Source organism: Bradyrhizobium pachyrhizi (assembly GCF_001189245.1).
Taxonomy (GTDB): Bacteria; Pseudomonadota; Alphaproteobacteria; order Rhizobiales; family Xanthobacteraceae; genus Bradyrhizobium; species Bradyrhizobium pachyrhizi.
Genome location: NZ_LFIQ01000118.1, coordinates 165276 through 178079 on the forward strand (window position 1 = coordinate 165276; position 12804 = coordinate 178079).

At 61.1% G+C, this 12804-nt stretch carries 16 protein-coding genes; 11 read left to right on the forward strand and 5 right to left on the reverse strand.

All coding sequences use genetic code 11. The features are described from left to right. Positions 1-239 precede the first annotated feature (239 nt). On the forward strand, positions 240-482 hold the full coding sequence (locus AKL29_RS34690; protein WP_028337105.1) for a hypothetical protein: 243 nt from the start codon (positions 240-242) through the stop codon (positions 480-482). A gap of 108 nt (positions 483-590) precedes the next feature. Further along, on the forward strand, positions 591-1316 hold the full coding sequence (locus AKL29_RS34695) for a hypothetical protein (RefSeq protein WP_050387253.1): 726 nt from the start codon (positions 591-593) through the stop codon (positions 1314-1316). A gap of 44 nt (positions 1317-1360) precedes the next feature. On the opposite strand, the gene AKL29_RS34700 is transcribed toward AKL29_RS34695, so the two are convergent. Beyond that, on the reverse strand, positions 1361-2026 hold the full coding sequence (locus AKL29_RS34700; protein WP_050387254.1) for an O-methyltransferase: 666 nt from the start codon (positions 2024-2026) through the stop codon (positions 1361-1363). Between the two features lie 92 nt (positions 2027-2118). Here AKL29_RS34700 and AKL29_RS34705 point away from each other — a divergent pair, with 92 nt between their 5' ends. After that, positions 2119-2751, forward strand: coding sequence for a TetR/AcrR family transcriptional regulator (locus AKL29_RS34705; protein ID WP_050387299.1), 633 nt, complete (start codon positions 2119-2121; stop codon positions 2749-2751). 3 nt (positions 2752-2754) lie between these two features. Here AKL29_RS34705 and AKL29_RS43070 read toward each other — a convergent pair whose 3' ends face one another. Both AKL29_RS43070 and AKL29_RS34715 read right to left on the reverse strand, forming a co-directional pair. Further along, positions 2755-2904 (reverse strand): hypothetical protein, encoded by a 150-nt coding sequence (locus AKL29_RS43070; protein WP_157345851.1) that lies wholly within the window; start codon positions 2902-2904, stop codon positions 2755-2757. 266 nt (positions 2905-3170) lie between these two features. Continuing rightward, positions 3171-3422: a C40 family peptidase gene (locus AKL29_RS34715; protein ID WP_028337101.1), complete on the reverse strand. Its 252-nt coding sequence runs from the start codon at positions 3420-3422 to the stop codon at positions 3171-3173. Between the two features lie 914 nt (positions 3423-4336). Between AKL29_RS34715 and AKL29_RS42420 the strand changes: the two genes are divergently transcribed. Then, the gene (locus AKL29_RS42420) at positions 4337-4675 is read left to right on the forward strand and encodes a hypothetical protein (RefSeq protein WP_152977880.1); all 339 of its coding nucleotides are present in this window, start codon (positions 4337-4339) and stop codon (positions 4673-4675) included. Between the two features lie 675 nt (positions 4676-5350). Here the strand turns inward: AKL29_RS42420 and AKL29_RS34720 are convergent. Next, on the reverse strand, positions 5351-5761 hold the full coding sequence (locus tag AKL29_RS34720) for a DUF2721 domain-containing protein (protein WP_038377885.1): 411 nt from the start codon (positions 5759-5761) through the stop codon (positions 5351-5353). A gap of 344 nt (positions 5762-6105) precedes the next feature. Between AKL29_RS34720 and AKL29_RS41340 the strand changes: the two genes are divergently transcribed. The 6 genes from AKL29_RS41340 (at position 6106) to AKL29_RS34745 (ending at position 10973) form a co-directional block, all read left to right on the forward strand. Then, entirely contained in the window at positions 6106-6678 is a 573-nt protein-coding gene (locus tag AKL29_RS41340; RefSeq protein ID WP_050387256.1) for a DUF992 domain-containing protein, read from the forward strand. Positions 6679-7152: 474 nt separating this feature from the next. Next, positions 7153-8097, forward strand: coding sequence for a hypothetical protein (locus AKL29_RS34730; protein ID WP_244482586.1), 945 nt, complete (start codon positions 7153-7155; stop codon positions 8095-8097). Positions 8098-8390: 293 nt separating this feature from the next. Further along, the gene (locus AKL29_RS34735; protein ID WP_152977881.1) at positions 8391-9110 is read left to right on the forward strand and encodes an outer membrane protein; all 720 of its coding nucleotides are present in this window, start codon (positions 8391-8393) and stop codon (positions 9108-9110) included. Between the two features lie 247 nt (positions 9111-9357). Then, on the forward strand, positions 9358-9711 hold the full coding sequence (locus AKL29_RS34740) for an HdeA/HdeB family chaperone (protein ID WP_038377883.1): 354 nt from the start codon (positions 9358-9360) through the stop codon (positions 9709-9711). A gap of 103 nt (positions 9712-9814) precedes the next feature. Next, positions 9815-10237, forward strand: coding sequence for a hypothetical protein (locus AKL29_RS42425; protein ID WP_152977882.1), 423 nt, complete (start codon positions 9815-9817; stop codon positions 10235-10237). Continuing rightward, positions 10224-10973 carry an outer membrane protein gene (locus tag AKL29_RS34745; RefSeq protein ID WP_050387259.1) on the forward strand — a complete coding sequence of 250 codons (750 nt, stop codon included), beginning with the start codon at positions 10224-10226 and terminating at the stop codon, positions 10971-10973. The genes AKL29_RS42425 and AKL29_RS34745 overlap by 14 nt, the downstream gene beginning before the upstream one ends. Here AKL29_RS34745 and AKL29_RS43525 read toward each other — a convergent pair. Then, on the reverse strand, positions 10967-11335 hold the full coding sequence (locus AKL29_RS43525) for a hypothetical protein (RefSeq protein WP_167350452.1): 369 nt from the start codon (positions 11333-11335) through the stop codon (positions 10967-10969). The genes AKL29_RS34745 and AKL29_RS43525 overlap by 7 nt on opposite strands. Here AKL29_RS43525 and AKL29_RS34755 point away from each other — a divergent pair. Continuing rightward, complete coding sequence (locus tag AKL29_RS34755) at positions 11299-12738, forward strand: DUF1254 domain-containing protein (RefSeq protein ID WP_028337095.1); 1440 nt, start codon at positions 11299-11301, stop codon at positions 12736-12738. The two genes, AKL29_RS43525 and AKL29_RS34755, sit on opposite strands and share 37 nt — an antisense overlap. Positions 12739-12804: the final 66 nt, after the last annotated feature.

The window sequence follows — 12804 nt, forward strand, 5'->3', positions numbered from 1 at the left end:
AATGCGAAGTTCGTGAAAATGGCTGCCGCGAAATCGCACGAACTTCGCATTCAGCACACTAGAGTCGCTGCTTTGACGCGTTCCCGTCGCGCCAACCGTTGCTCGAAAGCGCGCTGGTTCGCGAAATAGCAGCACTCAAATCCCGCCCATCCGCTTAACGCGGCATTAACCATGCCAGTCCCAACAATAGCGTCACGGGTCGCCACGGCTGGTCGCCCGGCAGTTTGTGGGAATGCGACATGGCCTTTGAGGCGCTCTCCAAGACCCCGGCATCGCTCGACGAGCTCCGGACCCGGGTGTTTTACGCCCTGCAGCGGCATCCGCTGTGCCGTCAGGTCGAATTCGACATTGTCAGCACGCCGCGCACCCGCCGGACCAACTGGACGGTCAGCATGCACTCGGTCCAGCCCGGCGCGCTCTGGACGGCGCACGAGATCGTGGCCGACATCCAGGAAGCCTATGAGCTCGACGTCGCGGCCTGATTTTCCGGCCGTTTCGGGACAATTTCACCTATTTGGCGTCGTCACGGCACGGTACCGCCGCATTTCGCGCGCAGTTTGCGGTGACACCGGCCGGCAATGGAGTAGTTTTTGACCAGAGCCATCACCCTCGCCGCGCTGACATGCTTCCTCCTCGCGGGCGCCGCGGTAACAGCCATTTTGGGCCGTGACAGCCTGCCGGCGGCGCAGGCCGACATTGGACCGGTCGCCAACCGTGCCAGCAAGCAGGACAAGCTCGCCGTCACGACGCTTGCGGCGGCCTCGTTTGAGGCGCCCCAGCCGATTGAACCTCCCGCCAATCCGTCTCCGCTCCTGTTGCGGGCGCAAGCCGCGATTCCGGGCGCGACTGACACGGTGCGCCAGGCCTATGCCTCCGTCGAGCCGACCGATGTCGGCCTGCCGAAGATCACCGACCCCGTCGATGCGGCTCAGCCGAAGATCGTCGAGCCCGCGCCGGCCGCCCCGGCGCCGCCGAAGCCCAAGGCGACCGCCAAGCCGGCGCCGCAGAAGAGCTACGCGCTGCTGAGCGACGCCCAGATCGCCGGCATCAAGGACCGGCTGAAGCTGTCGTCGTCGCAGGAATATTACTGGCCGGCGGTCGAGACCGCGTTGCGCGCCGTCGCCCGCAAGATCCACGCCAAGCGCCAGGGCGATCCCGCATCCGGCAGCATGCCGATCGATCCGGACTCCGAGGAGGTCCAGCAGCTGAAGTCGGCGGCGATGCCGCTGCTGTTCCAGCTCCGCGAGGATCAGAAGAACGAGGTCCGTTCGCTGGCGCGCCTGATTGGTCTGGAACGCGTCGCTGCGATGATCTGAGCGGCAGGGTCCGGCCGCGTCGAACCCGCGCTTCGATATTCGCTTCAGCCGAGCCGCATCGACAGCTCGACGTCTCCGTTGAACGGCACCGAGGTGTAGCCGTTGGCCGGCGCGCGCACGCGCGCCAGATAGTCAGGGCTGTCATCGGCGTTGTCGGCGACGACGAAGGCGCCCGGCTTCAGACGGCTCTCCACAAGATCGAGGATATCGGGATAGAGCGCCTTGGCGCCGTCGAGCAGCACGAGGTCGATCGTATCGGGCAGACCCGTGCGCAGCGTCTGGAGTGCATCGCCCTCACGGATCTCGACAAGGTCATAGAGCCCGCCGGCGACGAGATTGTCCCGCGCACGCGCCACCTTGGACGATTCGAACTCGCTGGTGGTCAGGCGCCCGCCGCCATTGTCGCGCAGCGCGGCGGCAAGGTGCAGCGTCGAGATGCCGAATGACGTGCCGAACTCGACGATATTCCGCGCACGGCTGCCGCGCGCCAGCATGTAGAGGAGCGCGCCGGTCTCGCGCGAGACCGCGAGCGGCACATTGCTGAGCCGGCCGTACAGCGCGCGGTAGTCGGTCTTGCTCCGCATCAGGCGCGCCTGGTCCGCGTCGGAAAGGTCGGCCACCGCGAGCCGGGTTTCCTCCACCGCGGCCGAGGCTTGCGCGAACAGGCGCTCGAGCAGGTCCGCGAGCGCAGGTGAAATGAGGGTGGTCATGTCGATCTCCGGTGTGAAAGCGGCGCTCCTTGCGCCTCGCCACAAATACGAATAATTATTCGCATTCGCTAATCGCATTCCCCAGGATGTCCATGACCGAGCGGCGAAGCTCCTCAATTTCCTCGCGAAAACAGCCGCAACAGGCCCGCTCGACCGAGCTCGTCGCGGCGATTCTCGATGCGGCTGTTCAGGTTTTGACCAAGGAGGGCGCGCAGCGTTTCACCACGGCGCGGGTGGCCGAGAAGGCCGGCGTCAGCGTCGGTTCGCTGTACCAGTACTTCCCGAACAAGGCCTCGATCCTGTTCCGCTTGCAGAGCGACGAGTGGCGGCAGACCACCAGCCTGCTGCGTGACATCCTCGAGGATGCCAAGCGGCCGCCATTCGATCGGCTGCGTTCGCTGGTCCACGCCTTCATCCGCTCCGAATGCGAGGAGGCCGCGGTGCGCGTCGCGCTCAGCGACGCCGCGCCGCTCTATCGCGATGCGCCCGAGGCGCGCCAAGCGCGGGCATCCGGCGAGCGCATCGTCGAAGCCTTCATGCGCGAGGCGTTGCCGAAAGCGTCCGGCGCGGTGCGCGCGATGGCCGGCGATCTGATCACGACGACGCTAAGCACGGTCGGCAAGGATTTTTCGGAGAGCCCGCGAACGCCCGCTGAGATCGCGACCTATGCCGACGCCATGGCCGACTTGTTCTGCGCGTATCTGAGGAGCCTCGGAAAGCGCTGAAGTTCACAGATAGTGCCTGGCGACCAGCAGAAATCCGAGCACGCCGCCGGTCACGGCGAAAACCGTTACGCCATTGCACAGACTGACGTAAGCCGCCGACCAATAGGGAGCAGTCTGAGCCGTCGTCGCGACTTTTTTCGATTTCTGGGGCAAGCCAATTGGCTCCTGAAAAGGCGCCGCCATCTGGTCAACACAGATGACGGCGCCCGTCTGAGGGCTTCAGGGCGAAACCCTGTTCCAACGTAAGCCGCGATCATGAACGGTTCGTATACCGCCGGGTGTCGCAAGCTCGCGTGTCAGCTGACGCGTCGAGGTTCCCTAAAGCATGATCCGGAAAAGTGCGCAGCGGTTTTCCGAAAAGATCATGCTCAAACAAAAGGCCAAAGCGCGATGACGATTCGACCCAATCTCATCGCGCTTTAGAACGAAGCGTAGGCATTTCGAAATGCGATGGCGCCAGCCAGCGAGCGCGGCCGCGTGCGCACGGCATGCCCGTCGTTGCCGCTCTGCACGATCCACTGGCCGTTCTCCTGACCCACGATCTTGCCGACGTGGTGACGCCAAACCACGATGGTGCCGACCGAAGGGCCGCCGGCGTTGGTGCCGTAGCTCGCCCAGGATCGGGCCAGATTGAATTGCGGACCGGGATCGCCGCCGACCTGGGTGCGCATGAACCACCCGCACCACGCAGCTGGGCGACCGGAATGTGCATAGTGCCGATGGTGATGGTGACGGCCGCGGGCTTCGGCAGTTGAAGCGAACGCCAAAAGAACCGCCACAGCGGCCAGAAGTTTACGCATTACAAAGTCCTTCTTGCTGTTGGCAGACCATCCATGTTGTGGGGGAAGCGCAGCGATGATCTGCGATTGGCTTGCGAAGCGACCGCATCGGTCAGGCGACGCAAAACGAAGGCGGGGTATGGCCCGCGCAGGCGTTTAAGAAACGGGCTATGGCCAAAATATGGCCAGTACGTCTCGTCCGGCGGCCGCGGGTCAATCGGAATTTTGACGACGCGCTGGAGCGATCACGTCAATTCGCGTGTGCGCGTGCCTAAAGGCGCATCACGATGCTGCGCTCAAGAGACCCAAAACGACGGAGGCGCAGTGCGAGGCGACGCACGCTGGCGGAGGCCAACAAAAGCAAGGGGATTGCGGGAGTCCGTCTTCGCTCTCGCGTTGCTCAAGCTTCGCCGGACGCACTTCGCCCTTACCTTCGCGTGGCTGCGCCACCCGTAGCCCGCAAGGGCGAAGCGTGGTGCCCCTGGCCGACAATCGTCTAGCACCATAACCAATTGAATTGAAATCAAATTTTTTCTTGTGGTGCTGCCGATACCAACACAAATACCAACAGGATGACGCGTGGTTAGCCGAAAAAAACAGCAGGCTTCCGGCCGCGGGCACGCGTATGCCATGCTGGACTCCACAATTCCCCGACTGGAATCGGACCCGCCTCTGACCCGAAATCCCGGAAGGACGACCGCGAGTTTAAGGGGAGGGCTCTTGTCGGCGCGAGGCCGACGCCGAAAGCGCTGATCGCGCGACGCTGGTCCGCGATCGTCTGGACCTCCAATGACGATGGCGCGCCAATGTCCGACAACACACTGAATAAGGCGCTTCAGATTATGGGCAGTGATATTGGCGCCGGCGGCGACCAGCGCAGGCGTGGCTACCGCTTGACCGCGTCGAGCCTGCTCAATGGGGGGTTACCCCACGACACGGAGAAAAAAGCGCCGTCGGCCCGACGAGGTGGTGCGGCGCAAGGGCGACCGGAACAAGATCCGAGCATTTACGGCCGCGCGGCCTATTGGGCCGAACGCGTGCGTTTGATGCAGCATTGTTCTAACCGCCTCGACGCCCGCGAAGTGCACTTGCGAGCAGTCTCTCTCGGTTGTTCGGAGTGGAATGATCGAAAACTGTGGGATTGACTCCCACTCTCTCCGCCATCTGCACGATTTTGTGCGCGAACCTACGATTTTGAACGATTTCGCGCCCCGTAGCGTGCTGTTAAACTACGCCATGCGCGCAAGCCCTAAGCATTAATTAAGGTCCGAACCACATGACCTGAATCCCGTAATCGCGGACCGCCTTGAGCTCTATGTTCCGTTCACGATCACGGGCCTTTCCGTGAGCAGTCATTATCGCACGGAGCAACCGCGTGGCAGAGCAGACTATCATTCGACAACCCAAAGCCCCGCACTCGAACGGGGCGCAGCGCAACGCGGCTGGGCACTGTACTTGCTCTAGCGCTGTACGTGGCCGCGCTGATCGCGTCGGAACTCATGCGCAGGCACGACTTGGCGCACGCAGATCTTGACCGCAGGGCTCGAATGGCAGCGATGCGAAAGCGGCCCGAAGCGATTCGCCCGGCGACGTCGTTTGGCTTCCGCCGGGACTAGCACTGGCATGGCGCCTCTCCACGACAGCCATGACCCATATCGCCATCTAGGAATCTCTCGATGGCAAGGCCGTCGATCGGATGGAAAAGGTCAGCGCCGAGCAATACCGGAAGTGATGATGTTCGATGTCGCGCTGATCGCTGAGTGGCGCAACTTACGCACGCGGCCCAGCCTGCTTGGCGACTGTAGCTACGCCTTCGTTTGCTACGGGATTCGGCTTGGTTTGTAATGGCTGAGGTCATGCAGCGACAGGCGGACCTCGCGGACCAGATCCACCAGCGAAAGCGTAAAGAAGCTCAACGCAATAACAAAGAGCAGGGCAACCCCGTATTCATGCCGGAACTGGAAGAAGGTGCAGACGAACGGCAGGATCACCAGTAGCGACGTGACGATCGCGCTGATCGTCGAAAGAACGATTGCCTTGTTCAAAAGCACGGCCCGGCGCCTAAGGTGCGGCACGTCGGGGTGCGTTCGAGAAATGTCGACGTCGATTGTAGCGTGCAGTGCCTGTAGCTTGTCGACGATGCGGTTTGTCCGCCCGATTAGAACCGAAACGAAAGCTGCAACTGCGCCAAGGAGAAATGCTGGCGCCGTCACCTGCGAAATGACCTGCACAGGTGTGCGGTGGTCGGTGTGTCGATCAGCATCTGGATGCTTTCCTCCGCGAACCGGGTACGCGCGCGACGACTTGCAGGCGCAGTGGGGACGTAACGCTCGGATTGAAAACCGAATAGCCCGCGCTTTCGAGATCGACTATGCAATTTCGTCAGAGCAACAGCTGGCTGATCGTAAGCTCTTGCCCAGCCTCGTCGTTCCAGCCACCGCCAGGCAGACCCGCACGATATGACAAGCTGCTCCGTCAGGGGCCTCTTTACCCGTCATTCAGCCCTCGATGGCGCAATTTTTCGCTCATGGCGGGTCCGGCGTACCGATTTTGCATAGTCGCGTCGGCTTCGCACATGCTCCTCTGCGAGAAGCAGAAGGCGGTTCAGGACCAAGCGCCTGCCCGCGATCAACGAGGCTTTTTCGAGATGATCTGGAAGCAAATGCGTGTACGAATCCTGGCTATTCTCTGCGCCCTCTGCGCATGGTCCGGCTGCATGTCTTCTGCGAGCGCCCAACAGGCATCGTGGACTCAGATCGGCATGCTGGCGTGCAAGGTCGACCCCAGTGTTGGGTTTGTCATATTCGGTCATCAGTCGATGTCATGTCGCTTTACACAAAACCCGCCGTTCCCGGTTCAACTCTATGAAGGTGCCCTCAACACCGTCGGAATCGATATCGGTGTTTCGGCAGGAGGCGCACTCGGCTGGGCGGTGCTTGCCCCGACGGCAGGCCCTCCGGTCGGAGCTCTCGCCGGCGAATATGTCGGGGCGTCGGGTGATATCGGCCTCGGCTTGGGCGCCGGTGTCAACGTTCTTGTCGGTGGCTCGGGGCGGTCATTTGCGTTGCAGCCCGTTTCGGTAGAGGGATCGATTGCCATCAATGTCACCGTCGGCCTTTCCGGCCTCCAACTGCGTCCGATCTATTGAAGCTCCGCGGTCTGATCGCCTTCTGGGCTGGGACGCGGCTCCAGTTCTTTGTGCCGAAATTGCATGAAGTGCGCGAACTGGCAGAGATAGGCGAGAGCCCACAGGGAAAACGAATCGGAAGACTCGGCGCCGACTGACCTGCCGAAAACATGGTTTGTTTCGTTTGAGGTGCCGAAGGAGGTGCGCAAAGCATCGGCGCAACGACGTCCGAGATCAAGTGAGAGCTTTCCAACCGAGCTCGACGCCCAGAGGTTTGCTCGCCAGAAGTTCGAGCAGGGCTACATCGTGACAGCGGGCACCATCAATCCCTGCACACCGCGACGGGCAATACCTTCGACTGTCATTCACCATTGGTTCGCGGAATCATCCGAGCCGCCATTGGCCGAGCCGGCCTCATTCGAGAACAACAAGGAGCCGGATCTGCCGTAGGAGCGCTTGCCGCGATGCGATGCCCTTCTGTTCGAGGAAAGCTTCTTGATCTTGTTCGAGGAATGCATCTCGCAGGTCACTGCGAAAGTTGGGGCGCGGGAGGCGCGCAATTGCGTTCGTTTCCCGTGCGTGGTCCTCGCCGTATTGATTGGCTTCTCCGGCGGAATTGCCCGTGCCGACGACGATGATTCGAAGGGGGAGTCGAGCACGCCGAACGTCTACCTCGACATGAGAACTTCCTACGCCAAAGTGCCCGCCGGCGCGCTCGCAATCGGTTTCGGTAATTCGGCCTTGCAATCGGCCGCGATATCGAACGCCGGCAGCTTGCCGGCGATTGCTGGCAGAGCGACGCTTCCGGGCGCCCAGAGCGTCGTGGTCGATCTTCCGATGTCGATCGACGTGACCGACGACGTCTCGCTTTATGCCGGCGTATCAGCAAGTTCGACCGGCACTCCAATGATCGGCCGGTCGCCTGTGGCGATCACGAGTTGGAATCTTGGTTTTCAGGCTAATCTCTACAACCAGAACGGCGGCTCGATTCCGACCTTGAGCTGGCAATCGACCACTACCCAGGCGATTCCGAATGGGCCGTTTGCGGCCACGACATTTACCAATATTTTCGAATTCGACTATGCGCTCGACCAAGAAGAGACTCGTGGGTGGATCGCAGGAATGCAGGACACGCGGGTTATCGTCGGCAGTCCACTCGCGACGATTCATTCGGATATCATGGGCTATGTCGGCGGTTACTACCAATGGCCGAACAATTGGAAGTTTACGGGCCGCGCAGGCATGCAGGTTTTCGGCGGCGCTCAGCTCTCGAACCTCGTGTCGGTCTCCTCCTTCACCCAGCCGATCGTCCGGCTCGATCTTGATCGGATGGACGACAACGACAACCGCCTGTTTGGCGTAACCGCGCAAATCATGTGGGTGCCGAAGCCTGCCTACCAGCTCACGCTCAGGACGCCGCTCTATTTCGTGCGCAATTAGGCTGCCGGTCGCCCGGTCGATCTTCGTCAAAGTTGAACCAGGCGAAGAGCGTCCGGTCGCTGCCCAACATCACCGGATTGTCAGAATTTGCGTGTTCGTCAGCCCGCTCGCCTGACACCCAGATGCGACTTGCGATGGGCCTGCGCTCAACATCGACGCGTCGATGCTTCGGCTATGGCAACTTCGCCACAGGCGGGAAAATTGAGGGAAGGCGTCCGAAACTGCATAGTGGGCTCCGCGCATGAGATGCGATTTGGTGCTGCACGAATTTCTTCAATTATTCAGGTGTGGCAATGAACAAGATTGGTAAGTTTGCAGTTGCGGTCGCAGCTGCGGGGATGATGGGCGGCTATGCAGCTGCGGCGGACTTGCCGGTGGCGCCCGCCTACAAGGCGCCGGCTCCGGTTGCCGCCGTCTATAACTGGACGGGATTTTACGTCGGCGTCAACGGCGGGTATGGCTGGGGCAATCAGGACCCGCTGGTGCTGTTCGCCAACAGGTTCGATCGTGTCGGTTACGACATCAGCGGCGGCATGATCGGCGGCACGTTTGGCGCACAGATTCAGCAGGGATATGTTGTGCTCGGCCTCGAAGGCGATCTGGACTGGGCCAACATCAACGGTTCGTCCGTCGTAACACCCAGCATTCTCGGCCTCGGGCAGGGCGTCACGCTGAACACCTCGTCGAACATCAGCGCGCTGTCGACGGTGAGGGCGCGAGTCGGTATCGCCATGAATAACGTGTTGCTCTACGCGACCGGCGGCGGAGCCTTCGTCAAGTCGACCGCCAGCGCATCGACCATCGCCGGAGTACCCTGCGGCACGGTTGGCGTCCTTCCGGATTGTTCGGGTTCGTCCTGGCGGCCGGGCATCACCGCGGGTCTGGGCGTCGAGTATGGCTTCACACCGAACTGGTCCTTGAAGGCCGAGTATCTCTACACGAAAGTCGTCGGCACCGGAGTCAGCGAGGATCGATTGAATATCGTCCGCGGCGGCATCAACTACCGATTCTGAACCGAGTGAACCGATGAACACCTTCGGTCTTGTTCGGCGCACCTTCGCGTCCGGCGGTGTTCTCTGCGCGGCCATTTTTGGGCGACGATGCGCAAGCGCGGGGCGATGACGCCCCACCCATCCCGAAAAAATGCCCGCTCATCGAATTTCGCGTCGGATGCTGGCCGCCGGCGAGGGGCGCCCGCATTCCGAAGTCCGGACCGTCTTAAATCTCTCCACATGCCATTCATTCCAAATGGGGTCACTAATGCGTTCAAGACTGCTGCTTTCCGTCACTCTGCTTGTTGCCGCCATGGCTTCAGCCAAGGCTCAGGTGCCGCTGTCCGCCTATGTCGATGCGAACGGATTCATCGATGTCCAGAAGCTGACCTGCGCGCAACTCGCAGGGACCTTCCAGGAAGACGCCGACGCGCTGACGGCCTGGTACAGCGGTTGGTACAATGGCCTTGCCAAGAAGCATTTCCTCGACCTGCGCAAGGGCAAGCTCATCGAGCACGAAGTCATCGTTTACTGCAAGGCCAATCCCGAAAAACTCATCATCGATGCCATTGCTGTCGTGTTGAAAGCGGAGCGGGAACTGATGGCAATCCAGGTGAAGTAGATCGTCTGAGAACGGCGTCGGTCGCTTGCTACAGACCGATCCGCTTGTGCGGCTTTGCCGAAGCCGCAGAGTCTCTGTTTCACCTGATGGCGCGCCATGCCAGGTGTCCGACTTGGTCATTTGTTTTGGTCATGTCGAATGGGTGGCGTGGTCGCCGCCGAGCGAAGTGTCGCCGAAGCACGATCTGCCGCTACGGCAGTTAAACCTCGTTTATCATGCGACCGTTCGCGAGAACGACGTATCAGCGATATTGGCCGATATCCTGGCGGCCCATGGCGTCACCGAGTTCGGCGGGCTTGCGGGACACTACCGCTTGCTGTTTCGCGAGTTGTCATCCGAGGTATCGCCGGTTTCGTGCAGTGAAGTCTGGGAGTTCGCTGTGAGTGTTGGAATGGTGTTTTCGTGCAACACCGCGGCGAAATGGTCCGCGATGACAGTTTTTGCATACCGAGTGAGACAAGGTCGATGGCAAATCGCTTCGGTGTTTTCCAACTTGATGAGGCTTGCAGGCAATGAAAAAAATTAGCTTACTTAGCGCGGCAGCGGTGATGTCCGTTTCGTTCACGGGTATTGCAAAAGCCGCCGACCTTCCTCAGCGGCCCGCCTACAAGGCGGCGCCGATCCCGGTGCCGATGATGTACAACTGGTCCGGCTTCTATCTCGGCGCGAACGGCGGATATGGCTGGAGCAACCAGTGTATCGATCTCACCGCCATCAACGGAATTGGCGGCGTCTTCGCGGAAGGCTGCAATAGCAAAGGCGGCGGCATTATCGGTGGCCAGCTTGGTTATCGCTGGCAGGCCGGACAATTGGTGTACGGCCTGGAAGCGCAGGGCGACTGGGCCAACATCCGCAACACGCGCATCAGCGCGCAGGATCCAACCCGCACCTACAAGTCGACCCTCGCCGGCTTGGGCCTCTTCACGGCTCAACTTGGCTACGCGGCCAACGAGGCCTTGTTCTACGTCAAGGGCGGTGGTGCGGTTGGCAGCCAGGACTTTGCCGTCATCGACAGCGTGACCGGCACGGGGCTCGCCTTTGCGAGCCGGACCCGCTGGGGCGGCGTCGTGGGCGTCGGCTTCGAGTACGGCTTCTCTCCAAATTGGACGGCCGGCATCGAGTACGACTATCTGTGGCGGGTGAATGAAAGCAACACGTTCCTGACGCCTTCACTCAGGCCGATCACGTCGATCACCACCAATACCAAGACGGACGCGAGTTTGCTCGCGCTGCGCGTTAACTACAAGTTCGGTGGTTACTGATGAAGAAGGAGGCCGGCCAATTCAGCCGGCCTCCATTCTTTTCCCATCATGACCTTAGCGCAAGACCCGACGCTACTAAGGAGCATCGGGGCCACCAAACCCCAAGTCGTTCCATCGCTGATTGTTTTCAAATCGAAGGACGCGAACATGCCGCCCGGCAAGCTGCTTGCTTCGCGGTCGAAGCTGCGGATTGCCGAATCTGCATAGCGCGTCGCCGCGTTTTCGGCCAATTGGTAAGCGGACGAGAAGACGCTCAGCGTGCCATGCCCGTCCCCCACGAAAACGGAGTATTTTGATGCAAAAGCGATCGCCCCCCAGCCCGCGTATGCTGACCAAGCGCGATTTCCTGCGATCTGCGGCATTGGCGACCATCACCGCGGCTGGCGCCGAATCAAGCCAGGCTTGGGCCCAATCGTCCGAGCGTCCGGGATTCTTCAAGGCCAAGGACATTGCCGAGGCCGGCTTCATCTACGGCCTGCCGATGGTGATGGCCTATGGCATCATGAATGAGTACGCGGTCGACAAGTCGTCAGGGCAGTACAAGGCGCCGTTCAATACGCTGTTCAACGAAGCGCGCGTCTACACATACGAAGATACCGCCGTTATCTCGCCCAACAGCGACACGCCGTATTCTTTCGCATGGCTGGACCTGCGGGCCGAGCCCATGGTCTTTTCGGTGCCGGCGGTCGATCCCAAGCGCTACTATTCGCTGCAGCTGAACGACCTTAACACGTATAATTTCGGCTATGTCGGCACACGCGCCACCGGCAGCGATGCCGGAAGCTATATGGTCGTCGGCCCGCGATGGACCGGTGTAACGCCCCCCGGCATCAAGAAAGTATTCCGGTCGACCACCGATTTCTGCCTGGGACTTTTCCGCACGCAGTTGTTCGACCCGGCCGATATCGAGGCTGTCAAAAAGGTTCAGGCCGGCTACAAGACGCAGCCGCTTTCCAGCTTCCTCAACCAGCCCGCACCCGCGCCCGCACCCGCGCTTTCTTTCCCCAAATTCGCGAAGGACCTCGTCCGCACCGAGTTCTTCGAATATCTGGATTTCGCGCTTCAATTCGCACCGGCGCTGCCGGAGGATCGCTGGATCCGCGAGCAACTCGCCAGGATTGGCGTGGGGCCGGGCAAGAGCTTTGATTTCCGCAGCCTCTCGCTGGAAGACAAGGCCGAGATCCTGCTGGGCATGAAGGAGGGCGAGCGCAGGGTCACCGAGGCCGTTGCCTCCATCGGCAAGGACAACAACGGGTGGCGTGTCGGCTCGGCGTTCGGCGATGCCTCATTCTACCATGGCGACTGGCTCTTGCGCGCGGCAGCTGCGAAGGCCGGCATCTATGGCAACGACGCGGCGGAGGCGATGTACCCTCTGGGCAAAGTGGATGCCGATGGCAAGGAACTTGACTGCTCGAAGTCGAACTACACGCTGACCTTCCCGACGGGGCAGTTGCCGCCGGTCAATGCCTTCTGGTCGGTCACCATGTATGACGGCAAGACGCAGCTTTTGGTGAAGAACCCGATCAACCGCTATCTGATCAACTCGCCGATGCTGCCGCACATGAAGCTCGGCTCCGATGGCTCGCTGACGATCTACGTCCAGAGCAAATCTCCGGGAGCGGACAAGGAAGCCAACTGGCTGCCGGCGCCGGATGGTCCGATCTATGTGGCGATGCGACTGTACTGGCCGAAAACCACACCGCCATCGATTCTGCCAGCTGGCGAGGGGACGTGGAAACCGCCTGGCTTCAAGCGCGTGTCGTAGAGATCGGATTTATATCGGCCGGATGCGCGGCGACAGTGTCGCGATGCAGGCATTTTGGCCGATAAA

Excerpts from the sequence above, each read along its gene's own strand:
- AKL29_RS34700 (WP_050387254.1), bottom strand. The coding sequence starts at position 2,026 with ATGACCACCCTCATTTCACCTGCGCTCGCGGACCTGCTCGAGCGCCTG.
- AKL29_RS34755 (WP_028337095.1), top strand. The coding sequence starts at position 11,299 with ATGCTGACCAAGCGCGATTTCCTGCGATCTGCGGCATTGGCGACCATC.
- AKL29_RS34745 (WP_050387259.1), top strand. The coding sequence starts at position 10,224 with ATGAAAAAAATTAGCTTACTTAGCGCGGCAGCGGTGATGTCCGTTTCG.
- AKL29_RS34740 (WP_038377883.1), top strand. The coding sequence starts at position 9,358 with ATGCGTTCAAGACTGCTGCTTTCCGTCACTCTGCTTGTTGCCGCCATG.
- AKL29_RS34715 (WP_028337101.1), bottom strand. The coding sequence starts at position 3,422 with ATGCGCACCCAGGTCGGCGGCGATCCCGGTCCGCAATTCAATCTGGCC.
- AKL29_RS34690 (WP_028337105.1), top strand. The coding sequence starts at position 240 with ATGGCCTTTGAGGCGCTCTCCAAGACCCCGGCATCGCTCGACGAGCTC.
- AKL29_RS41340 (WP_050387256.1), top strand. The coding sequence starts at position 6,106 with ATGCTCCTCTGCGAGAAGCAGAAGGCGGTTCAGGACCAAGCGCCTGCC.
- AKL29_RS42420 (WP_152977880.1), top strand. The coding sequence starts at position 4,337 with ATGTCCGACAACACACTGAATAAGGCGCTTCAGATTATGGGCAGTGAT.
- AKL29_RS34735 (WP_152977881.1), top strand. The coding sequence starts at position 8,391 with ATGAACAAGATTGGTAAGTTTGCAGTTGCGGTCGCAGCTGCGGGGATG.
- AKL29_RS34705 (WP_050387299.1), top strand. The coding sequence starts at position 2,119 with ATGACCGAGCGGCGAAGCTCCTCAATTTCCTCGCGAAAACAGCCGCAA.
- AKL29_RS43525 (WP_167350452.1), bottom strand. The coding sequence starts at position 11,335 with ATGCCGCAGATCGCAGGAAATCGCGCTTGGTCAGCATACGCGGGCTGG.